Source organism: Symbiobacterium sp., from assembly GCF_040797425.1.
Lineage (GTDB): Bacteria > Bacillota > Sulfobacillia > Symbiobacteriales > Symbiobacteriaceae > Symbiobacterium.
In genome coordinates this window covers 40838-62918 of sequence record NZ_JBFNEH010000004.1, presented here as the reverse complement: position 1 = coordinate 62918, position 22081 = coordinate 40838, and the positions used below count along the sequence as shown (strand labels likewise).

The window sequence follows — 22081 nt, the reverse complement described above, 5'->3', positions numbered from 1 at the left end:
TCCCGAAAAGGCAGTCCCGCTCTGCTAGTGCAGAACGGGCTCCTTCTCGCCGCCCGACTCATTCTCTTCGCCGACGCCTGCTTCCTCCTCCGAACGCAGGTCCGCCTCGGTGACGCCAGCCTCCGCCAGCACCGCCTCGGCCGCCACCACGGGCGCCCCCGTCCGGAGGGCCAGGGCCAGCGCGTCGCTGGGCCGGCTGTCCACCCGCACAGTCCGCCCGTCAGCGGTCTGCAGCTCGAGGTTCGCATAGAAAACCTTGTCCCGGTAGTCGCAGATCACCACACGCTGCAGGGTGGCCCCGAGCGCCTCCATCACCCGGTGGGTCAGCTCGTGCGTGAGCGGTCGGGGCGTCTTCACGCCACCGGCCTCCAGGGCGATCGCCCGGCCTTCCAGCAGGCCCACCTCCATCACCAGGAAGCGCTCCAGCTCCGGGGCGCGCAACACGAGGATCACGCTTGCGGTCTCTTCCACGACCCCAACGCTGACCAGTTCCACGCTAACCATGGCGGCGCCTCCTTCCTACGTCAAGTATAAGCTACGAGCGAAACGGAGGAAAAGCAACGCACGGCGAAACGCGCCAGGGTCTGGCTGGACCACGCTCATTTACTGCTCTATACTGAGAAACGCAGAAGCATTCCGCGGGGAGGGTTCTGAGTGGTCACCGTCAAGCTGTTCGCCGCGGCCGCCGACGCCGCCGGTCGGCGCGTGCTGGAAGGTGATTGGGCCGGCCTGACGACAGAGCAACTGATGCAGCACCTGCAGCAAGAGTACCCGGGTCTGGCGCGGCTCACGCCCGTTCTCTCCATCGCCGTGAACCGCGAGTACGCTCCGGGCGACCGCGTGCTGAACGACGGCGACGAAGTCGCGCTCATCCCGCCGGTCAGCGGCGGCGCGGAGGATGGCGCGGGTCGCCCCCTGTTCGAGGTGACCACCGCTCCCCTGTCGGCTGACGAGGTCGCCGCCCGCGTCACCAACCCCCACTCGGGCGCCACGGTCGTCTTCGTGGGCACGGTGCGGGAGTGGACCAACGGCCGGCGGACCGTTCACCTGGAGTACGAGGCCTACGCCGAGATGGCCGTGGCCCAGATGGAACGGATCGGCCAGGAGATTGCGGAGCGCTGGCCGGGCGCCAGGACCGCCATCGTCCACCGGGTCGGAGCGCTCGCCGTCACCGAGGCCAGCGTGGTCATCGCCGTCGCCACGCCCCACCGGGCCGAGGCCTTTGAGGCCTGTCGGTACGCCATCGAACGCCTGAAGCAGATCGTGCCCATCTGGAAGAAGGAAGTCTGGGAAGACGGCGAAGAATGGGTGGGCAGCCAGACCGGCCCCGACTGGATGCACCCGGCGGGCTCCCGCTGAACCGATGAGGCCAGCACCAACCCAGGTGCTGGCCTCTTCTGTGCTATTCCAGCTTCCAGGAGCCGTCGTACCGGTAGGTGGCGCACCGGAACACCCCTTCGCAGAAGCGGGCGCCCGAATCGGTCACCGTCGTCGTGAGCGGATCGCCGGCCCGCACCACGATGCCGCGCGCCGGCCGCTCGGCACCGGGCGTGAACATGACCCGCATCGAGAAGCCGATCAGGCGGTCCACCGCTGCGTCCAGCGGGTCGGCCGGCGCCCAGAGCCCATTCTGCATGCGGTAGGCCAGGAGCACCGCCGACCGGTCGGACCGGCCGAGTACGAGCAGGCGCTTCTCGTCACCCGCCCGCACAATCCGGGCCGCCTCCCATTCGGTCACCAGCCCGTCGTAGACCTTCACCAACTCGGCCTGACCCGGTGCGTGGATGATCGCCATCTGCAGGCCGCCCGGGCTGGCCGGCAGCGTAACCAGGCGCGTGTTCTCGCCGGCGTCGATCACCCGGATGCCCAGCGTGCCGTCGGGGTCGACCAGCTGGCTCAGCCGGGAGCCCGGCAGGGCCGCCGGGTCAACCTGCGTGAGGAACTGCGCCATCTGGCCTGCGGCCCACACCAGGTCTTCTTCGGCGTGCGGCCGCGTGAGCTCGCCCATGTAATGCGTGAGCAACGGCAGGAAGTGCAGGCGCCCGTCCACCCAGCTGAGGGCGTGGCACTGCTCCGGGCTCGGGCAGATCATCACGCCCGGCTCCTCCCCCTCTTCCAGCTGCACGCGGAACGCGGGCAGGGCCGCCGCGTCCCAGGCGATCGTCACGCCGTCGGGCGACGCCTCGCCGATATACCAGTAGGGCGCACGGGTCACGTAGCCCACCCAGTCCGAAGCCTTGCGCCACTCGTTGCCGGCGTCCAGCCGCAGCAGGTAGATGTCCCGTCTCTCCTCGGTGGTTCCGTCCTGGCCTTGTCCGGCCGATTCGTCGACCACGAGCAGGAGGGCCGGGTTGCCGTTGTGGGCCATCACCTGCGCCGACTCGACTGTCCCCGGCAGGTCGAGCACCCGGGCGAGCGGCATCCCGCCGCCGGCGCGGAACTGGACGGCGTTGTACGTGCGGTCGGTGAGGTAGGGGCCCGGAGCCGGCACCGTGAGCAGCCGGGCCGAGAGCGCCCGGCCTTCGTCCGCAAACATGCGGGACCCGGCCGGCAGCCGGAGCACCTGCGCATCCGACAGGCCTTCCTCCGACCCCAGCATCTGCGTCAGCCTGGCCGTGGCGAGGTTCCAGGCGGCGGCCGCAGCCTCACGGGTCGACGTCGCCAGGGCCTTGGTCACCGCCTCCGGGCAGTCGCCCTCCTGCCGGCACCACCGGGCGGGATCGGTCGCGATCGAAAGCAGCGTGAACGCATCGAACCGCGACTCATCGTAGAGCTGGAACCGCCCCTCCCACTTCAGGAACACCTCCGGCGCCAGTGCGAGCTTGCCGGGCGCGGACTCGTCCCACGCCGGCGCCCACCGCTCGCCGTCGACGGTCACGTGCAACACGCCGTCCTCAGGGCGCAGTTCGACGGCGCCGTAGGTGCCTGCCATCCCGTCGAAGGCGTCGGTCACGAGTGCGAAGGGGCCTCCGCCGGGACCGGCGAAGTGTGCGATGAACCCTTCGTTCTCCTCTGTGCGCATGACCAGCGTGATCCGGAGCGAGCCCGACTCGCTCATCAGCTGCGCCGCCTCGAGGCGGCCCGCCGGCAGGGGACCGAGCTCATGGGCCCGGGGGGTACCGCCCCGCCGGATCTGCACGGCCACCCGCTCCGCCTCGTCCACCAGGCTGCGTCCGGGGAGCGCGAGGGTGTAGAGGTGCACTTCCTTGTCCAGTTCCAGGTGACGCACCATCACGTCTACCCCGGGCCGGGGCGGAGCGGACCAATCCTCGTCTGAAATACTGTAAGAGGCCGTCTGCTCCAGGAGGCCCAGCAGCATGCGCACGGCGTCTTCCGCAGCCGTGCGCCTGGCGGCGCTGGACGCCGTACCGTCAAAGGCAGCCGAAACCCGCTGGCGGAGATCGGCGAGGGTGGGACCCTCCTCCGGCGGCGGCGCCTCCCGGGCGCAGGCCGTCAGGAGGAGCAGGCAAGCCAGGAAAGCAGCTGCCCTTTTTCGCAACGTCGACATGCAAGTACCTCCAGCATGCGGAATGGGTAGCTGTACCACAACCCCCTTTTTCGCCTGACTGCAGCCCCTTTCCTCCCTTGGGCCCGACTAGCCCTCGCGCGCGGCGTCGGGCCAGTTCAGTTCGTACATGCGGCGAATCCCCTGCAGCGTGAGGTGGGGATCCACCAGTTCGATGGTGCGGCTCTCCGCGGCCACCAGGTCAGCCAGCCCCCCTGTGGCCACGACCACGGGCTGCGGTCCCGCGGGCGCGATCTCGCGGGTCAACCGTCGCACGAGCCCGTCCGCCAGGCCCACGAAGCCGAAGAGGATGCCCGACTGCATGCTGGCCACCACGTTGCGGCCGATCACCGATCTCGGCCGCTGCAGCTCCACCCGCTGCAGCAGCGCGGTGCGGCGGGTCAGCGCCTCCGTGGCGATGCCGATACCTGGTGCGATACAGCCCCCGAGGTACTCGCCCCCGGCGCTGACGCACTCCAGCTTGGTGGCGGTGCCGAAGTCGACGACAATGACCGGCCTCCCCTGCGGCCGTCCGTAGATCTCCCAGCCCGCCAGGGCGTTCACCAGCCGGTCGGTGCCCAGGGCGGCGGGATTGTCGTAGCGGACCGCGGGCAGGCTGCGGTGGGTGCTGGTCAGTTCCCTGAGCTGGACCTTCAGGTACTGCTCCACCGCCCGGCTCAGCACGGCATTCAGCGGCGGCACCACCGAGGCCATGGCGGCGCTGGTGACGTCGGCGGGGGTGTAGCCGTCGCGCTCCAGCAGCTGAATCAGGCGCAGGCCATACTCATCCCACGTCTCCAGCCGGTTGGACGCCATGCGCCACATGGCGACCAGTTCGCTTTCCAGGAACAGCCCGGCAGTGATGTTGGTATTGCCGATGTCGATGGCCAGGAGCATGGCGCTACCTCCCTCCCCGGCCGTGGGCCTGGTGCCTGTCGTGGATGATGCGCAGACCGGTGAGCGTCAGGTGCGGGTCGAAGTGCTGGATCGTCTTGCACTCCCCGAGCAGCAGCTCGGCCTGCTCTCCGGTGGCGATGACCTTGCACCCCTGCCCCTCAGGGTCCAGCTCGGCGGCCATCCGCTCCACCAGCTCGTCCACCAGGCCGGCGAAGCCGAAGATGATGCCGGACTGCATCGCGTGCACCGTGTTCCGCCCCAGGGCCGAGCCGGGGTTCACCAACTCGATGCGGGGCAGTTTCGCCGCAAACTGGAACAGAGCGTCGGCCGAGACGTCGATGCCCGGGGCGATCACGCCGCCCAGGTACTCGCCCCGGGCCGAGATGGCATCCAGGATGATCGCCGTGCCGAAGTCGACCACGATCAGCGGGCCGCCGTACTGCTCGAAGGCAGCGACCGCACCGGCGATGCGGTCTGCACCCACCTCCCTGGGATTGTCGTAGCGGATCATCATGCCCGTGCGAACGCCGGGGCCGATCACCAGCGGCTTCAGGTGGAAGTACTTGTGGCACATCCACTCCAGCTTGGGAATCAGGGGCGGAACGGAAGACGAAATCGCCACGGCCGTCACCGTGCGGCTGCTGAAGCCTGCGCGCTCGAGCAGGCTGGTGAAGAGCAGGCCGTACTCGTCGAGCGTCTTGCTAGGATCCGTGTGCACGGTCCATTCCGCCCGCAGCCTTTCGCCCTCGAAGATGCCGAGGACCATGAACGTGTTTCCGACGTCGACCGCCAGCAGCACCGCGTCTGACCTCCCTGGGTGGCCGGCCCGTCCCGGCGGGTCCGGCTCCCGCAAACTCAAGCACGATTATAGCATAAGGCCTGGCACCGGGCGGCGGGCGCACACCCGCCCACGCCGTGCCAGGCCTTTCAGGCATCAAGACAGACTGCGGCCCGGGTCAACGACCCGGGCCGCACAACAAGCGCTATGCAGTTCGGAGTCGATTGCCCCAGCACCTCCACCGGAAAGACTCGGACAGTCCCCACCGCCCCCTGGCGGCCCTGCGTTTCTCCTCACCTGCGGGTAAGGCCCGCCACCGTCCCGCCTCTGGGGGGGGCCGGTCCTTTCCTGTACTTTCATTATAGCCGATCCGGAGGTTCAGTGCACGACGAATCTTCAGGGTTCTTCTGGCAGCGCCTCACGGGGTAACTTCCAGACTGAAGGGGAGAGCGCTCACCGAGTGCGTGAGCGCGCCGACCGCGATGATGTCCACGCCGGTCTTGGCCACCTCCACCAGGTTGGCTGCGCTGATGTTGCCGGCGGCCTCGAGAATCGCCTTGCCCGACGCCAGCTCCACCGCCCGCCGCAAGGTCTCCGGGTCCATGTCGACCAGCGTCAGGATGTCTGCCCCCGCGTCGAGCCCTTCCTGCAGCTCGTCGAGGCTCCGCACCTCCACCGCCACGCGGCTGGTGTGGGAGGCGACCTTGCGGGCCGCCACCACCGCCTCGCGCACGCCGCCCGCGAGCGCCAGGTGACCCGCCCGCACCACGATGGAGTCGCCGAGCCCGAACCGGTGGTTCTGGCCTCCGCCGATGCGCACCGCGTACCGCTCGATCATCCGCAGCCCCGGCGTGGTCTCGTGGCCCTCCACCAGCCGGGCGTGGTAATACTTGATGGAGTTGGCCAGACGCCGGGTCGCGGTGGCGATGCCGCTCATGCGCTGCAGGAAGTTGAGGGCCACCCGCTCCGCTGCGAGTACGGACCGGGCCCGGCCGGAGACGCGGGCGACGCCCTGGCCAGCGGTGATCTCGCTGCCCTCGTCCACCAGCGCCTCATAGGCGAGGGACGGGTCGAGGGCGCGGAACGTGGCCTTCGCGACCGGATGTCCGCAGAGGATGCCGGGCTCCCGGGCGATGATCACCGCAGTGCAGGTGGCCTCCGCCGGGATCACGGCCGACGTGGTCAGATCCTCCGGCCCGACGTCCTCCAGCAGCGCCCTGCGCACCAGCTCCTCGACGGCGATTGGGTTCAGGGTCATCCCGCAGACCTCCTTGCGTTCGCGCTTCCAACTGCGCCCGCCAGGGCACATCCGTTTTATTCTACCCGCTTGACCTGCTGCAGAAAAGAGGCGCGGTCCTCCACGAGGCGCACCCCCTGGTCGGGCAGCCGGGCCAGCATCGCCTCCAGATCCTCCCGGCGGGCTCCCTCCGGCCCGTCTCCGGGCTGCCAGACCTCCAGGAGCGGCACCAGCATGAAGGCCCGCTCGGCCATGCGCGGATGCGGCAGCGTGAGCCGGTCTCCCTGCATGCGGATCCGGCCGTGAAGCAGGATGTCGATGTCGATGGTGCGGGGCCCCCACCGCTCCTTCCGGACGCGGCCCAGGTCCGCCTCGACGGCCTGCGTCAGGTCCAGCAGCTCGAGGGGCGCAAGCGTGGTCTCGAGGCAGGCGGCACAGTTGAGGAAGTCCGGCTGGTCCGTCCTCCCCTGCGGCGCGGTGCGATAGAGGCCGCTCACGCTCACCAGCCGCACCCCGGGGCTGGCGTCCAGGCGGCGCAGAGCGGTGACCAGCTGTGCCTCCGGATCGCCGATGTTGGCCCCCAGCGAGACGTAGGCGTGCGTCACGGGTCCCGCCTCCGGTGAATCTCCACCATCACGCCGGCGAGGGTGCCGGGAATCGGGGCCCGCGGCTTGTGCACGCGCACCGTCACAGCGGCGACGCCCGGGTACTGCTCCAGCACCTGGGCCGCCACGCGCTCCGCCAGGGCCTCGATCAGCTTGACGGGGGTTCCCTCCACGATCGCCTTGACCGTGCGGTAGACCTTGCCGTAGTTCACCGTCTGCCGGATGTCGTCCTGCTCCCCCGCCCGCCGCAGGTCCAGGAAGAGCTCCGCATCCACCAGGAACTCCTGCCCCAGCTTCGTCTCCTCGGGCAGGACGCCGTGGTAGCCGTAGAAGCGCATGCCAGAGAGCACGATGCGATCCAAGCTCTGTCTCACCCTTTCAGGCCCCGCGCCCGGGGCGCACGATGGCATCGGCCATCTGCGCGACCCGCTTCATCGCGCGCACGTCGTGTACCCTCACGATATCGGCGCCGTTGGCGATCCCGATGGCCACCGTCGCCGCCGTTCCCTCCAGCCGCTCCCCCGGCGGCAGCCCCCCCAGCACCTTTCCGATGGTCGACTTGCGGCTGGTGGCCAGGAGCAGCGGCCGGTTCAGCACCCGGAACTCGCCCAGCCGCCGGATGACCTCCAGGTTCTGGTCCGGGGTCTTGCCGAAGCCGAAGCCGGGATCCAGGATGAGGAAGTCCCCCGGGAGCCCGGCCTGAGCCGCCAGGTCGAGGGAGCGTCGGAAAAAGGCGGTGATATCCTGGATCAGGTCCTGGTACGCGGTGCCCTTCTGGTTGTGCATCACCACGACCGGGCAACGGTGTCTGGCGGCCACGGCAACCATCTCCGGGTCGCCCTGCAGCCCCCAGATGTCGTTCAGGATGTCCGCCCCTGCCGCCAGCGCAGCCGCCGCCACCTCCGCCTTCTGAGTGTCCACCGAGATGAAGGCATCCGGGGCCGCCCGCCGGAGCGCCCGGATGACAGGCAGCACCCGGCGCCGCTCCTCCTCCGCCGGCACCGGCGTGTGGCCGGGGCGGGTCGACTCGCCGCCGACGTCGATGATGTCCGCCCCCTCTTCCAGCATCTGCAGGGCGCGGGCCACCGCCTGCTCCGGTTCCGGCCAACGGCCACCGTCGGAGAACGAGTCGGGCGTCACATTCAGAATGCCCATGATCAGGGTGCGCCGGCCCACCTCGAGGATGCGCCCGCCGCAGGGAATTCGCCACATGACCCGCTCACCTCGTTCCCGTAACTACAGGAAGGCCGGGGGAGTGATTCGCCCCGGCCCTCGCTCGTCCCTGCCCGAATCAGAAGAGTCCCGTGATCCGGCCGTCCGCGTCCACGTCGATGGCCTCGGCCGCCGGAACCGGCGGCAGGCCCGGCATGGTCATGATCTCGCCGGTGATGGCCACCACGAACCCCGCACCGCCGCTCGGCCGCACCTCTCGCACGGTCAGCCGCCAGCCGGTGGGCGCGCCGAGCTTCTTGGGATCGTCAGAGAAGGAGTACTGCGTCTTCGCAATGCAGACCGGCGCCCGACCGAAGCCCTCGTTCTGCAGCTTCTTCAGCATGCGGCTGGCCTCGCGGCTGAAGTCGACGCCGTCGGCGCCGTAGATGCGCGTGGCCACCTTCTCAATCTTCGTCTTGAGGCTGTCCTCGTCGTCATAGACGAAGCGGAAGTGGGAGGGCTCCTCCACCAGCTCCACCACGCGGCGGGCCAGTTCGATGCCGCCCTCGCCGCCGCGGGCGTGCACGTCGGCCACGACGGCCGTGCTGCCGGCCTCCTCCACCAGCTCCTTGAGCAGGCGGATCTCATCCTCCGTGTCCGCGGCGAACCGGTTGATGGCCACCACGGCCGGCAGACCGAACACCTCGGTGATGTTGCGCAGATGGCGCAGGAGGTTGGCGCTGCCCCGGCGCAGGGCTTCCAGGTCCTCCCGGCCCAGCTCGTCCTTCTTCAGCCCGCCGTGCATCTTCAGCGAGCGGATGGTGGCCACCAGCACCACCGCGTCGGGCTTGAGCCCGGCAAGGCGGCACTTGATGTCGATGAACTTCTCGGCCCCCAGGTCGGCGCCGAAGCCGGCCTCCGTGATGACGTAATCCGCCAGCTTCAGCCCCAGGCGGGTGGCGACCACGGTGTTGCAGCCATGGGCGATGTTGGCGAAGGGACCGCCGTGCACCAGGGCCGGGGTGTTCTCCAGGGTCTGCACCAGGTTGGGCTTGATGGCCTCCTTCAGGAGGGCCGCCATCGCGCCTTCGGCCTTGAGTTGGCTTGCGCGCACGGGGGTGCCGTCGTAGGTGTAGCCGACGATGATCTCGCCGCAGCGCCGCCGCAGGTCGGCCAGGTCCGAGGCCAGGCAGAGCACGGCCATCACCTCGGAGGCCGGGGTGATCATGAACTCCTCCTGGCGCGGCACGCCGCCGTTCTTCCCGCCCAGCCCGATCACCACGGAGCGGAGGGCCCGGTCGTTCATGTCCAGGACCCGCTTGAAGGTGATCTGGCGAGGGTCAAGCCCCAGCGCGTTCCCCTGGTGCAGGTGGTTGTCGATCATCGCCGCGAGCAGGTTGTTGGCGGAGGTGACGGCGTGGAAGTCGCCGGTGAAGTGGAGGTTGATCTCCTCCATGGGCACCACCTGGGCGTAGCCGCCCCCGGCCGCGCCACCCTTCACGCCGAAGGCGGGCCCCAGCGAGGGCTCCCGGAGCGCGATGATCGCCCGCTTGCCGATGCGGCGCATGGCCTGCCCGAGGCCGACGGTGACGGTGGTCTTGCCTTCCCCGGCGGGAGTGGGGTTGATGGCCGTCACCAGGATCAGGCGGCCGTCAGGGTTCGACTTCACCCGCTCCCAGACGTGCGGGGCAATCTTGGCCTTGTAGCGACCGTACAGCTCCAGGTCGTCGGGGCCGAGACCGACCTGCTCCGCCACCGCGGTGATCGGTAGCAGGTGTGCGCGCTGCGCGATTGCGATGTCCGACAGCAAGTTCCTTACCTCCTCCGGTTTGGATTCCCCTGGTACGCCAGTTCCTGCTGCCTGAGCGATCCGGCAGTCCCCCACCGCTGCGCCGCGGTGGACGCCGCCCGTTGCCAGGGCCTGTTCCCCCTGTACCCCGGCGGTCCGGCGCCCCGGCGCCCCTTCTCGCCAAACCCCGCCGCGCCGTTACGGCCGAGTCACGAACCGGCTGACGGGATCCCCCACTGCACGCCGGAACGCCTCTTGCACCTCCTCCTGCTCCCGGCGCAGACGGTCCACCGCCGCCAGGGCGTCCTGGCGGAAGCTTTCGTCCTTGATCGACCCCAGGTTGATGGCCACGTTCCACAGCGCCGCCTCGAAGCCGGCCGCGGCGAGCAAGAAGCCCGCACAGCCGTCGCTCAGGGCATTCTGGTTGCCTCGCTCCACCGCCGCCAGGGCGTGGCGCATCACCGCGAGGCAGCGCTCCATGGTCTCCAGCGGCGTGCGGGTTGCCGTCTGGTAGGCCGCCTGCACGGCGCGCTGCCGCTCCGCCTTCTCCTCCGGCGTGCCCCTGGGCAGGCCGAAGGCGGCCATCACCTGGGTAAAGGCGGCCTGGTCGGCGTCCGCCAGGGCGAGGAGCGCGTCGGCCTCCCGCCGGGCCTCATCCTTCAGCGCGGTCATCTCCGCCTCCACCGCCCGGAACTTCTCACGCCCGCAGGTAAGCCCGCCGACCATGGCTGCCAGGCTCGCCCCGAGCGCGCCGGCCACGGCGGCGACCGCCCCGCCCCCGGGGGCCGGCGTGGCCGCGCCGAGTTCTTCACAGAAGGCCGCAATCGTCTGCTCCCGAATCTGCATGCGCCTACCTCCTGACCAGCCGCCCGTCGTCCACGATCAGGCGCCCCTGCTTCACCACCTGTGCCACCACGCCCATGCCCATGTGGTAGGGGATGTGCCGGTGGCTCGTGCACGAGAGGATCACCACATCCGCCAGCTTGCCCACCTCGAGGGAGCCCACCTCCGCCTCCAGGCCGATGGCCGCGGCCGCGTTGATGGTCGCGGCCGCCAGGGCCTCGCTGGGGTCGAGCTTCAGGTGCATGCAGGCCAGGGTGATGATGAACGGCATCGCGTAGACCGGGCACGAACCCGGGTTGAAGTCGCTGCCCAGGGCCACGGTGCATCCCAGCTCCACCATGCGCCTGGCCCGGGCGTAGGGGGCGTTCATGAGGCTGAATGACGTGCCGGGCAGGCACACCGCCACCGTTCCTGCGGCGGCCAGCCGCCGCAGCCCCTCGTCGGAGGCGTGCAGCAGGTGCTCGGCGCTGATGGCCCCCACCTCGGCCGCCAGAGAAGCACCGCCCAGGTCCGAAAGCTCGTCGGCGTGCACCTTCACGGCAAACCCCAGTTCCCGGGCCCGCTGCAGGATGCGGCGGGAGTCGGCCACCGAGAAGACGCCCTGCTCGCAGAAGACGTCGGCGAAGCGGGCCAGGCCGGGCTCGGCGGCAACCGCGGGCAGCATCTCCTCCACCAGCAGGTCCACGTAAGCCCCCGGCCGGTCCCGGTACTCCGGCGGAACCTCGTGGGCGCCCATGAAGGTGGGCACCACGGTGAGAGGGTGGCGCCGGTCCAGCGCGCGGATGGCCCGCAGCTGCTTCAGCTCGTCCGCCGTGCTCAGGCCGTAGCCGGACTTCACCTCTACGGTGGTGGTGCCCGAGAGGGCCAGCCGGTTGAGCCGCTCCAGGCCCAGGGCCTCCAGTTCGGCCTGGCTGGCCGCCCGGGTGGCCCGCACGGTGTTCAGAATGCCGCCGCCCCTGGCGGCGATCTCCTGATAGGTGGCGCCGCCGAGGCGCAGGGCGAACTCCTCCGCCCGGTCGCCGGCGAAGCAGAGGTGCGTGTGCGGGTCGACGAACCCGGGAATGACGGCGCGTCCCCGGGCGTCGATGACGAGGGTGTCGGGACCGGTGCTGACGGCCGCCAGCACCTCGTCGCTGGGGCCCACGGCCACAATGCGGCCCTGCCGCGCCGCCAGGGCGCCACCGGGAATGGCGGCCGGGTCCTTCAGTCGGTCGCCCCGCCGGGGCCCCCCGGCCATGGTCACCAGTTCGCTGGCTCCCACGATGAGCAGGTCCACCGACTCCATCGCCATCACTCCATGACCTCCAGGAGTCGCTTCTCCAGCACCTGGTCGCTCTTGAAGCCCTCCAGTCTGAGGTAGTGCCGGGCCACGCCCACCAGGGCGTCCATCGGCACCAGGCCGACAATTTCAGACCCCACAACGGGGACGCCGTACCGCTCGGCCTCCAGGCGGATGAGCTCGAAGGCCCGGTGCAGGGGCGTCTCCTTGTAGTTGACCATGTTCATGCTCACCTGCACCTGGCCCCGCTCGGCCAGCGGTACCGCCAGGGCCTTGCAGTGCACCAGCCCGCCGCTGGACCCACGCACGGCCCGGGCGATCTTCTTGGCGATCGAGAGGTCCGATGTGCCCAGGTTCACGTTGAAGGCGATGAGCGGCATGCGGGCGCCCACCGCCACGCAGCCCGCGGTGGGGTGAATGGCCTCGGGGCCGAAGTCGGGCTTCTTGTCGGGGTCCTTGCCGATCAGCTCCCGCAGCCCCTCGAACTCGCCCCGCCGCACGTCGGCCAGATTGCGCCGGTCGGGCCGGGTGGCCGCCGCCTCGTACAGGTAGACCGGCAGCCCCATCTGCCCCAGCGCCTCGCCCACCTGGCGTGCCAGGGCCACGCAGTCGGTCATGTCACAGCCGGAGACCGGCACGAAAGGGATCACGTCCACCGCACCCATGCGCGGATGACTGCCCCGGTGGTGGTTGAGGTCGATCAGCCGGATGGCCACCTCGGCCCCCCGGATGGCCGCCCGCGCCACCGCCTCAGGTCCGCCGATGAACGTGATGACGCACCGGTTATGGTCGGCGTCGCTGGACACCGAGAGCACCTTCACGCCCTGTGCGGCAATGGCCCCGGCGATCGCCTCGATCACCTCCGGCCGGCGTCCCTCGCTGAAGTTGGGCACGCACTCCACGACGGCGTTGGGGTTCATCGCAGCGCCTCCTTTGGCCCCCTGCCCACGTCTCACGGTCCCGCCGCTCACTCGAGCATCGGCATGCGGATGCCCCGCTCCTTCGCCACGGCGATGGCCTTCTCATACCCGGCGTCGGCGTGGCGCACGACTCCCAGGCCCGGATCCGTGGTCAGCACCCGCTCGATCCGGTCGGCGGCCTCAGGGGTGCCGTCGGCCACCACCACCATGCCGGCGTGCTGGCTGTAGCCGATGCCCACGCCGCCGCCATGGTGGATCGAGACCCAGCTGGCCCCGGCCGCCGTGTTGACCAGTGCGTTGAGCAGCGGCCAATCGGCGATCGCGTCGGAGCCGTCCTTCATGCCCTCAGTCTCGCGGTTGGGCGACGCCACGGAGCCGGCGTCCAGGTGGTCCCGTCCGATCACGATGGGGGCCGCGAGCTCCCCGCTGGCCACCATCTCGTTGAACTTCAGCCCGGCCCGCACCCGCTCGCCGTAGCCCAGCCAGCAGATGCGCGCCGGCAGGCCCTGAAAGTGGATCTTCTGCTGCGCCATCCGCAGCCAGCGGTGCAGCGACTCGTTTTCAGGGAAGAGTTCCATGATGGCGCGGTCGGTCTTGTAGATGTCCTCGGGGTCGCCGGAGAGCGCCACCCAGCGGAACGGGCCCTTGCCCTCACAGAACAACGGGCGGATGAAGGCCGGCACAAAGCCCGGGAAGTCGAAGGCGTTCTTGAGCCCGGCATCGTAGGCCTGCTGCCGAATGTTGTTGCCGTAATCGAAAACGACGGCCCCGGCTTTCTGCAGGTCCAGCATCGCCTGCACGTGGACGACCATGGAGGCCTTGGCCCGGCGGACGTACTCGCCAGGGTCGGATCGGCGCAGCGCCACGGCCTCTTCGAGGGTGAGGCCGGCGGGAACGTAGCCGTTCAGGGGGTCATGGGCCGAGGTCTGGTCGGTCACCGCATCCGGGATGATCCCGCGGCGGACGAACTCGGGGAAGACCTCGGCGGCGTTGCCGAGCAGGCCGATGGAGAGCGGCTCGCCCTTTCTGCGGGCCTCCTCGGCGAGCGCCAGCGCCTCGTCCAGCGTGGAGGCCATGCGGTCGAGGTAGCGGTGCTCCAGCCGGCGCCGGATGCGCGCCTCGTCCACCTCCACCACGATGGCGACGCCCTCGTTCATCGTGACCGCAAGGGGTTGCGCACCGCCCATCCCGCCGAGCCCTGCCGTCAGGACCAGCCTGCCCTTCAGGCTGCCGCCGAAGTGCTGGCGGGCGGCCTCGGCAAAGGTCTCGTAGGTGCCCTGGAGGATCCCCTGGGTGCCGATGTAGATCCAGGAACCGGCCGTCATCTGGCCGAACATGATCAGGCCCTTGCGCTCCAGCTCCCAGAAGTGATCCCAGGTCGCCCAGTGAGCCACCAGATTGGAGTTGGCGATCAAGACCCGCGGGGCGAACCGGTGCGTGCGGAAGATCGCCACCGGCTTGCCGGACTGCACCAGAAGCGTCTCGTCATCTTCCAGCGAGCGCAGGGCCCTCACGATGGCGTCGAATGCCTCCCAGGAGCGGGCCGCCTTGCCCCGGCCGCCGTAGACCACCAGGTCCTCCGGGCGTTCGGCAACCTCCGGATCCAGGTTGTTCATGAGCATCCGGAGGGCAGCCTCCTGCTGCCACCCCTTGCACGAGAGCGCCGTGCCGCGCGGCGCGCGAACCGTTCGGGTCATGCCAGTACCCCCTTAACGTGGACTCATCGGCGCTGCGTGAGCGCCGCTATTCCAGCTCGCCGATCACCTTCTCTACCGCACTGACGAGTTCGCCGCTGTGCACCATCTCCGCCAGGCTCTCGATGTCCGGCGTCATCACCCGGTCGCCATCCAGCGGGGCCACCCGCTGCCGCACCGCCTCGTAGGCGGCACGGGTCGCCGGGGCCAGCCGCTCCGGCCCCCGGAATTCCAGCGCCTGAGCGGCGCACAGCAGCTCGATGGCCAGCACCCGCCGCACGTTGGCCATCACCTTCCGCGCCTTCCGTGCCGCGGTCGTGCCCATGGAGACGTGGTCCTCCTGGTTGGCGCTGGAGGGGATCGAGTCCACGCTGGCGGGATGAGCCAGCACCTTGTTCTCGCTCACCAGGGAGGCAGCGGTGTACTGGGTGATCATCAGCCCCGAGTGCAGGCCGCCGTTGCTGGTCAGGAAGGCCGGCAGGCCCGACAGCTGCGGGTTGACCAGCCGCTCGATGCGCCGCTCGGCGATGTCTGCCAGTTCCGCCACCGCAATGGCCAGGTAGTCCAGGGCCAGCGCCACGGGCTGGCCGTGGAAGTTCCCGCCCGAGATGACCTCGCCCTCCTCGGGGAAGAGCAGCGGGTTATCCGTGACGGCGTTCATCTCCCAGCCGAGCACCTCTGCGACGTGCGCCACGGCCGTGCGGCTGGCCCCGTGCACCTGCGGCAGGCAGCGCAGCGTGTAGGGGTCCTGCGTGCGCACCTGGCCCGGCCGGGTCACGAGCCGGGACCCTTCCACGAGCCGCCGCAGGTTCCGGCCGGTCGCCTGCTGGCCCGGGTGAAGGCGCAGCTTCTGAATGCGCGGGTCCCAGGCCGCCGGAATCGCCCCCAGGGCCTCCGCCGTGAGTGCTGCCGCAATGTCCGCCGTCTTGAGCAAGGTCTGCGCGTCGTACACGCCCAGGCAGCCCAGGGCGGTCATCGCCTGCGTGCCGTTGATGAGGGCCAGCCCCTCCTTGGCGGTGAGCGTCACCGGCTCCAGCCCGACGCGCGCCAGCGCCTCGGCGCCCGGGAGGCGCTCGCCGTTCACGTAGGCCTCCCCCAGCCCGATCAGAGGCAGGCTCATGTGCGCCAGGGGCGCCAGATCGCCGCTTGCCCCCAGCGAGCCCTGTTCTGGCACGACAGGCACAACTCCCAGGTTGAGGAATTTGACGAGCAGTTCCAGGGTCTCCACCCGGATGCCCGAATGCCCATGGGAGAGCGCCTGGGCTCGCAGGAGCAGCATCGCCCGCACCACCTCCTGCGGCAGCGGATCGCCCACCGCGCAGGCGTGGCTCATCAGGAGATTGCGCTGCAGCGCAGCCGTCTCCTCAGGGGATATGGTTACGTCACTGAACTTCCCGAAACCGGTGGTAATACCATAGACCGGCCGCCGCTGCTGTACCAGCTGGGACACCATCGCGCTTCCTCTGGCCACCCGCTCCCGTACGGCGGGAGGAAGCACCACCCTGGCGCCCTGCCGGGCAACGGCCACCACCTCCGGGAGGCCCAAGTGTGCGCCGAGTTCCACAGTAGACATGAAAAAGACCTCCCGCTCTAGCCTGCCTCCATTATAGGAAGCGGCAATCGCGGGAGGCAAACGAGTACGGTGGCGCTTTAAAGCGGTGGGAAGTGAGCGGTGTGCAGTGCGATGGGGGAACGATGGTTGCCGGCGGACCATCAGCGACGCCGGGGGAACGGGAAAGCCGCCTACCACAAGATAGGCGGCTTCTTGCCTGTCATTCCTTGAGGCACCTGTCTCCGACTCGTGCAACGCACGGCGGTTGTGGCCCAAGAGTTCCGTGAAGGCCGCGGCGGGAAGGCTCAGGTGACGGTCTCCCAGGGCATCGCGGGCCGGTCACGCCGGGGCCCAACGCCAAAACCAGCCCCAAAAAGGGGAGCCAGCGTCCCGTGGGGGGAGGACGCTGGCTACGGCAAAGGGGAGGGTTGTCCTCAACCCGTGGGGGAAGGCTGAGGACCGGAACAAAGGAGGGTGAGCGGTGGGTGACCCTTGGGTCGACCGAATGACTCCGTTGGAGAGAGAAAGCTGGTCGACTACTGCAACGTCAGGGGCCTGATTGGGGGATCAAACCGCTGACAGTGGCCTCAGCCGACCCAAGTGATCGCCTACGTCTTGAGAATATATCAGACCGCCGGAATCGAACATCCAACCTTAGCACTCAAATAGTCTAGCCCAGGTACTACGCGGCGGCGCCGAGCATCCTTCCTTCAGGCGTCCAGTGCGGTGTCACAGCCGGGGCAGGCCGAAAGCGGCCCGGCTCTACCGCCTCGGGTAGATAACCGACGCCGCGGCCAGGTTCGGGTCGAAGTGGTTGCGCAGCCGCTCGTTGGCCGCCTCCAGCGTGAGCGAGTCCAGGGTGGGCAGCAGGTCGAACAGACGGATCTCCTTGAAGAAGCCGTCTGCGAACAGGAACGCCACGCTGTCCAGGTCGTTCATCAGGTTGATCACGCGGCCGATGAGCTTCCGCCGGGCGCGCTCGAAGTCGTCCGCGGCCAGCCCCTGCTCCTGGGCCTGGTGGAAGCCCGCCAGCAGCCTGGCCTCCAGTTCGGCCGGGTCCGGCGTGGGACCGGTCAGGTAGGTGTGGCCGAAGGTGACCTCCGGCACATGCTCGAAGCCGAAGCGCTGGTCGATCAGACCGGCCTCGTACAGCCGCGTGTAGAGGGCCGAGCCCCGGCCGACCACCACGTCCAGGATCAGGGACGTCGTGAGGTCCCGCTCCAGCAGCGCCCTGCCGGTGAGGCCGACTTCCTTCTCCTTGAACCCCAGCCGCAGGATGGGCTGGCTCACCACCAGCTCCTGCATCCGCCGGCGCTCGGCGATCACGGGCGGCTCTTGCGGCAGGAGGCGCTGGATGCCCGCCTGCGCGGGGTAGCGGCGTCCGGCGAAGGCCTGGCGGACACGCTCCACCACCTCGGCGGGGGCAAGGTCGCCGGCGACGAAGAGCACCATGTTGGACGGGTGGTAGAAGATGCGGTGGCAGAGGTAGAGCAAGTCCGGGTCGATCGCGCGGATCGACTCGACTGTGCCTGCGATGTCGATGCGCACCGGGTGTCTGACGTAGAGCGCCTCCAGCAGGTTGGCCGAGGAGCGCCAGCCGGGATCGTCCAGGTACATGCGGATCTCCTGCTCGATGATGCCCTGCTCCTTGGCCACCGACTCGGCCGTGAAGTAGGGATCCTGGACGAAGTTGAGCAGCAGGTCGAGGCAGGACCAGAAGTGGTCCGTCGTGGTGAAGTAGTACACGGTGTGGGTGTGCGTTGTGTAGGCGTTGGACTCGGCGCCCAGTTCGGCGAACCGGTCGGCCACATTGCCCTCGGGGCTCTCGAAGAGCTTGTGCTCGAGGAAGTGGGCAATCCCGTCGGGCACGTGCACCGCCTCGCCCGTCTCCGGGTTGACGAACCGGCTGTCCACGGAGCCGTAATGCACCGCCAGGCGCCCGGTCATCTGCCGGTAGCCCGGCTTCACCAGCACAGCCACCGTCAGCCCGTTTTCCAGCCGCTCCATGTAGAGCTCATCCCGCAGGAGGGGGTCAGACTGCTTTTCCATGGCCTACGCTCCCCCTTCCTTCCTGGTGAGCAGGTAGACAGTATCCAGCGTGAAGTGGCGGGCCGCCTCGGCCACCTGCTCCCGGGTGACCTGCCGGAAGCGGGCGACCCGGTCGTCGATGGTAAGGTCCCGTCCCGAGAACACCTGGTCCACGGCCAGCTCCGCCATTGCCTCGGGCCGGTCGGCCGCGCTCAGCATGTCGTTTACCAGGGTGGCTATGGTCGTCTCCATCTCCGCGTCCGAAATCGCTCCGTCCTGCACCGCACGGAGCTGTTCCAACATGATCGCCTTGCACCGCTCTGCGTCGGCAAACTCCACGCCGGCGTACATGAAACCCACGCCCTTCACCGTTTCGATGGCGGAGTAAGCGAAGTAGGCAAGCGAGTTCTTCTCGCGCACCTCCTGAAAGAGCTTGGAGTGCGCAAACCCGCCCAGCACTCCGTTGGCCACCAGCATCGGGAAGTACAGCTCGTCCCGCAGCGTGATGCCGGTGCGGAAGCCGATGACCAGCACGCCCTGGTTCACGTCCATGCGCTCCACCACATCGCGCACCGGGCGGTCGGGGCTCCGCTTGACCACCGTGTCGGGGAACCGGCGCGAACCGGCAGGCAGCGGCAGCCGCTTCGCCACCTCCTCCTGCAGGCGTTCGGGGTCCACGTCGCCCAGGACGAACACATCTACCGGTGCCTCGCTGAGGACCCTCCTGTGGTGTTCCAGCAGCGACCGGGGCGTCACCCCCTCCAGGTCCTCCACCCGGCCGAGCCGGTGCAGCGCAAAGGCCTCCCCCTCGCACATGGCCGCCGTGCAACGCACCATGGCGTAACGCCGCTTGTCGTTGATGAGCCCCTCGATGATCTGCCGCAGGTTGGTGCGCTCTTGCTCCACGTACTCCGGCTTGAAGCCGTCACCCACCACCAGCGGGCGGGTGATGATGCCGCCCAGCACGTCCAGCGCCCTCAGGAGCAGGCCCTGTTCGCCGGGAATATGCCGGTCGCCGGCCACCTCCATCCGGAAGACGATGGACTGGACCTCGCCCCGCCTGGCCACGTCCACCCCGAAGGAGGTGCCGTACAGCTCATCCAGGTGCCGGGAAAGCGCGGCGGTGGTGGGGTAGTCCGCCGAGGCCCGGGCGAGCACCATGGGCAGCAGGGCATTGTACGTGACGGTCACCGGCTCCAGCGGCATGTGGAAGTAGACATACACCGATGTGGTCTTGAACTTGGTCGTCGGCTGCACATAGAAGTTTACGCCCTCGCCGAGGGGGTAACGGGTAAACCGGTCGGCCAAACGGAACCCTCCTTCCACAGGCGATAGTCTGCCCAGTGTCAGAGCGACTCGTACACGCCCGCCCGCCTCAGGCACCACTCCACGGCATCGCTGACCTGCAGCGCCGGGATTTCCGCGAGCCTCACCCAGCGCGCGTCGGCCGCATCGTCGGCCGCCGCCAGCGTTCCACCGGCCGGCCGGGCCGCGAAGTACTGCACCACGTAGTGGTAACGTACCCGCCCAGCCTCGTCCCGGTCGATCGCGTCCACGTAGCCGAGATAACGGTCGATGGTAACCGTGAGGCCCGTCTCCTCCCGCACCTCCCGCAGCAGCGCCTCCGTCACGGTCTCACCCAGCTCTACGCGGCCGCCGGGCAGGCCCCAGTAGCCCTGCAGCGGCGGATGCGCCCGCCGCACCAGAAGCACGCGGTCGCCGTCCATGACCAGGGCATGACACGAAGGCATCGGATATCCCGCGTACGCACGCCCCATTCTTTCTCCCTCCCTGCAAGAAAACCCCCGCCTGCAGAGGGCGGGGGTGTGGAGCGCCGACTAGAAGGCAGGGGCCACCTGCGAGGCGCCACTGCTGAGCAGACGCGGCTTGGGTGGCTCCGGCTTGGGCCGGGGCGGCAGCAGCTGTGCCAGCAGTTCCTCCAGTTCCTTGCCCTCCAGGGTCTCCTTCTCCAGCAGGATCTCGGAGACCCGGTCCAGGGCATCCTTGTGCTCGGTCAGGATCTTCAGGGCCCGCTGATAGGCGATGTGGACGAACTTGCGGACCTCCTCGTCGATCAGGCCGGCGACCTCTTCCGAGTAGTTGCGGATGCGGGTCATGTCGCGGGCCAGGAAGACCTCGTCCTGCTTCATGCCATAGGTGAGCGGCCCGAGCTTCTCGCTCATGCCCCATTCGGTGACCATCCGGCGCGCCCACTGGGTGGTGCGCTCGATGTCGTCGTGGGCGCCGCTGGTGATCTCGCCGAAGGTGATCTCCTCAGCGGCCCGGCCGCCCAGTGCCATCGTCATGCGGTCGAGGATCTCCGACTTGGAGATGTTGTAGCGATCCTCCACCGGCAGGAACATGGTGTAACCCATGGCCCGGCCGCGCGGGATGATGGTGATCTTGTGGATCGGATCCATGTGCGGCAGCATGTGGCCGACCACCGCGTGCCCGGCCTCGTGCCAGGCAGTGACCCGCTTCTCCCGCTCCGAGATCACGCGGGAACGCCGCTCGGGCCCGCCAGCCAGCACGCGATCGATCGCGTCTTCAAGATCCTGCATGCTGATCTTCTTCTTACGCCGCCGCGCAGCCAGGAGCGCCGCCTCGTTCATGAGGTTGGCGATATCCGCGCCAGTGAAGCCCGGGGTGCGCTTGGCCAGGATCTCCAGGTCCACGTCGTCGTCCAGCGGCTTGCCCCTGGCGTGCACCTTGAAGATGGCGAGGCGCCCCTTCAGGTCCGGGCGGTCGATCACCACCTGCCGGTCGAACCGGCCGGGGCGGAGCAGCGCCGGGTCGAGCACATCGGGCCGGTTCGTGGCCGCGATGATGATGATGCCTTCGTTCGGGGAGAAGCCGTCCATCTCCACCAAAAGCTGGTTCAGCGTCTGCTCCCGCTCGTCGTGCCCGCCGCCGTAGCCGGCGCCGCGCTGACGACCCACGGCGTCAATCTCGTCGATGAACACGATGCAGGGCGAGTTCTTCTTCGCCTGCTCGAACAGGTCACGCACGCGGCTTGCGCCAACGCCGACGAACATCTCGACGAAGTCGGAACCGGAGATGGAGAAGAACGGCACGCCGGCCTCACCGGCCACCGCCTTGGCGAGCAGGGTCTTGCCGGTTCCGGGCGGTCCGTACAGCAGAACGCCCTTGGGGATGCGGGCGCCCAACTCCATGTAGCGCTTCGGGTGCTTGAGGAAGTCGACGATCTCCGCCAGTTCCTCCTTCACCTCGTCAATGCCCGCCACATCGTCGAAGGTCACCCGCTTGCGGTCATCCGTCACCAGGCGCGCCCGGCTCTTCCCGAACTGCATGACCCGGTTCCCGGAGCCCTGGGTCTGCTGCATGATAAAGAAGAATGCCAGGAGCACCAGTACCACCGGCACCAGTGTCTGCAACAGGATCGCCCAGATGCCGGACGTGTTGTCCTGACGGTAATCGAACTGAATCTCCGGCCGCTGCTGCAACTCCTGGATCAGGGGCGCCTGGCTGGCGCCAGTGGGCACCTGGACGGTGAACTTCTCACCGGTGACCAGTTCGCCCTCGGCGTATGAGCCACTCACGACAATTTTCTTAACTTGCCCCTCCTGAATGTACTGGATCAGATCCGAGTACATCAGGCGGGTGGCCTGCTGGGTGGTCCCTCCCAGTTGGACAGCAATCGCCACTGAGATGACCAGTATCAGCATATAAAAGGCAAGGCTGCGAAATAGCTTGTTCAAAACTGCCAGGCCCCTCCTTCCAAGGGCAATCAAGTCAGGGCACGCAGAGATACTTCTTCATTATCTGAGTCGGTCGTGAAGCC

19 protein-coding genes are annotated in these 22081 nt (G+C 68.8%); 1 reads left to right on the top strand and 18 read right to left on the bottom strand.

The features are described 5' to 3' along the window. Positions 1 to 24: 24 nt before the first annotated feature. Positions 25 to 504, bottom strand: a complete 480-nt coding sequence (locus tag AB2385_RS02185; protein ID WP_367653279.1) for a bifunctional nuclease family protein — start codon at positions 502 to 504, stop codon at positions 25 to 27. A gap of 150 nt (positions 505 to 654) precedes the next feature. On the opposite strand from AB2385_RS02185, the gene AB2385_RS02180 reads away from it, so the two are divergent. Beyond that, positions 655 to 1359: a molybdenum cofactor biosynthesis protein MoaE gene (locus AB2385_RS02180; RefSeq protein ID WP_367653278.1), complete on the top strand. Its 705-nt coding sequence runs from the start codon at positions 655 to 657 to the stop codon at positions 1357 to 1359. Positions 1360 to 1402: 43 nt separating this feature from the next. On the opposite strand, the gene AB2385_RS02175 is transcribed toward AB2385_RS02180, so the two are convergent. The 17 genes from AB2385_RS02175 to ftsH all read right to left on the bottom strand — a co-directional run bounded on the left by AB2385_RS02175 (position 1403) and on the right by ftsH (position 21998). Continuing rightward, positions 1403 to 3508: a hypothetical protein gene (locus AB2385_RS02175; protein ID WP_367653277.1), complete on the bottom strand. Its 2106-nt coding sequence runs from the start codon at positions 3506 to 3508 to the stop codon at positions 1403 to 1405. A gap of 87 nt (positions 3509 to 3595) precedes the next feature. Then, positions 3596 to 4402: a type III pantothenate kinase gene (locus AB2385_RS02170; protein WP_367653276.1), complete on the bottom strand. Its 807-nt coding sequence runs from the start codon at positions 4400 to 4402 to the stop codon at positions 3596 to 3598. 4 nt (positions 4403 to 4406) lie between these two features. Continuing rightward, complete coding sequence (locus AB2385_RS02165) at positions 4407 to 5201, bottom strand: type III pantothenate kinase (RefSeq protein ID WP_367653275.1); 795 nt, start codon at positions 5199 to 5201, stop codon at positions 4407 to 4409. Positions 5202 to 5598: 397 nt separating this feature from the next. Beyond that, positions 5599 to 6438, bottom strand: a complete 840-nt coding sequence (nadC, locus tag AB2385_RS02160; protein WP_367653274.1) for a carboxylating nicotinate-nucleotide diphosphorylase — start codon at positions 6436 to 6438, stop codon at positions 5599 to 5601. Positions 6439 to 6494: 56 nt separating this feature from the next. Beyond that, positions 6495 to 7022: a 2-amino-4-hydroxy-6-hydroxymethyldihydropteridine diphosphokinase gene (folK, locus tag AB2385_RS02155; RefSeq protein WP_367653273.1), complete on the bottom strand. Its 528-nt coding sequence runs from the start codon at positions 7020 to 7022 to the stop codon at positions 6495 to 6497. Further along, the gene (gene folB, locus AB2385_RS02150) at positions 7019 to 7384 is read right to left on the bottom strand and encodes a dihydroneopterin aldolase (protein ID WP_367653272.1); all 366 of its coding nucleotides are present in this window, start codon (positions 7382 to 7384) and stop codon (positions 7019 to 7021) included. The genes folK and folB overlap by 4 nt, the downstream gene beginning before the upstream one ends. 16 nt (positions 7385 to 7400) lie before the next feature. Next, entirely contained in the window at positions 7401 to 8234 is an 834-nt protein-coding gene (folP, locus tag AB2385_RS02145; protein WP_367653271.1) for a dihydropteroate synthase, read from the bottom strand. A gap of 79 nt (positions 8235 to 8313) precedes the next feature. Next, on the bottom strand, positions 8314 to 9984 hold the full coding sequence (locus AB2385_RS02140) for a formate--tetrahydrofolate ligase (protein ID WP_367653270.1): 1671 nt from the start codon (positions 9982 to 9984) through the stop codon (positions 8314 to 8316). Between the two features lie 177 nt (positions 9985 to 10161). Then, positions 10162 to 10809 carry a cyclodeaminase/cyclohydrolase family protein gene (locus AB2385_RS02135; protein ID WP_367653269.1) on the bottom strand — a complete coding sequence of 216 codons (648 nt, stop codon included), beginning with the start codon at positions 10807 to 10809 and terminating at the stop codon, positions 10162 to 10164. A 4-nt stretch (positions 10810 to 10813) separates the two neighbouring features. Continuing rightward, complete coding sequence (hutI, locus tag AB2385_RS02130) at positions 10814 to 12097, bottom strand: imidazolonepropionase (protein ID WP_367653268.1); 1284 nt, start codon at positions 12095 to 12097, stop codon at positions 10814 to 10816. Continuing rightward, a complete protein-coding gene (gene ftcD, locus AB2385_RS02125; protein WP_367653267.1) occupies positions 12097 to 13005 on the bottom strand; it encodes a glutamate formimidoyltransferase in 909 nt (302 codons plus the stop codon). Before ftcD ends, hutI begins: the two co-directional genes overlap by 1 nt. Positions 13006 to 13052: 47 nt before the next feature. Next, entirely contained in the window at positions 13053 to 14702 is a 1650-nt protein-coding gene (gene hutU / locus AB2385_RS02120) for a urocanate hydratase (RefSeq protein ID WP_367653266.1), read from the bottom strand. A 46-nt stretch (positions 14703 to 14748) separates the two neighbouring features. Then, positions 14749 to 16272 (bottom strand): histidine ammonia-lyase, encoded by a 1524-nt coding sequence (hutH, locus tag AB2385_RS02115; protein WP_367653265.1) that lies wholly within the window; start codon positions 16270 to 16272, stop codon positions 14749 to 14751. A gap of 741 nt (positions 16273 to 17013) precedes the next feature. Further along, complete coding sequence (locus AB2385_RS02110; RefSeq protein ID WP_367653264.1) at positions 17014 to 18300, bottom strand: M16 family metallopeptidase; 1287 nt, start codon at positions 18298 to 18300, stop codon at positions 17014 to 17016. Between the two features lie 3 nt (positions 18301 to 18303). After that, a complete protein-coding gene (locus tag AB2385_RS02105) occupies positions 18304 to 19587 on the bottom strand; it encodes a M16 family metallopeptidase (protein WP_367653263.1) in 1284 nt (427 codons plus the stop codon). A gap of 38 nt (positions 19588 to 19625) precedes the next feature. Beyond that, positions 19626 to 20057, bottom strand: coding sequence for an NUDIX hydrolase (locus AB2385_RS02100; protein WP_367653262.1), 432 nt, complete (start codon positions 20055 to 20057; stop codon positions 19626 to 19628). Between the two features lie 60 nt (positions 20058 to 20117). Next, positions 20118 to 21998 carry an ATP-dependent zinc metalloprotease FtsH gene (ftsH, locus tag AB2385_RS02095; RefSeq protein ID WP_367653261.1) on the bottom strand — a complete coding sequence of 627 codons (1881 nt, stop codon included), beginning with the start codon at positions 21996 to 21998 and terminating at the stop codon, positions 20118 to 20120. Between the last annotated feature and the right edge of the window lie 83 nt (positions 21999 to 22081).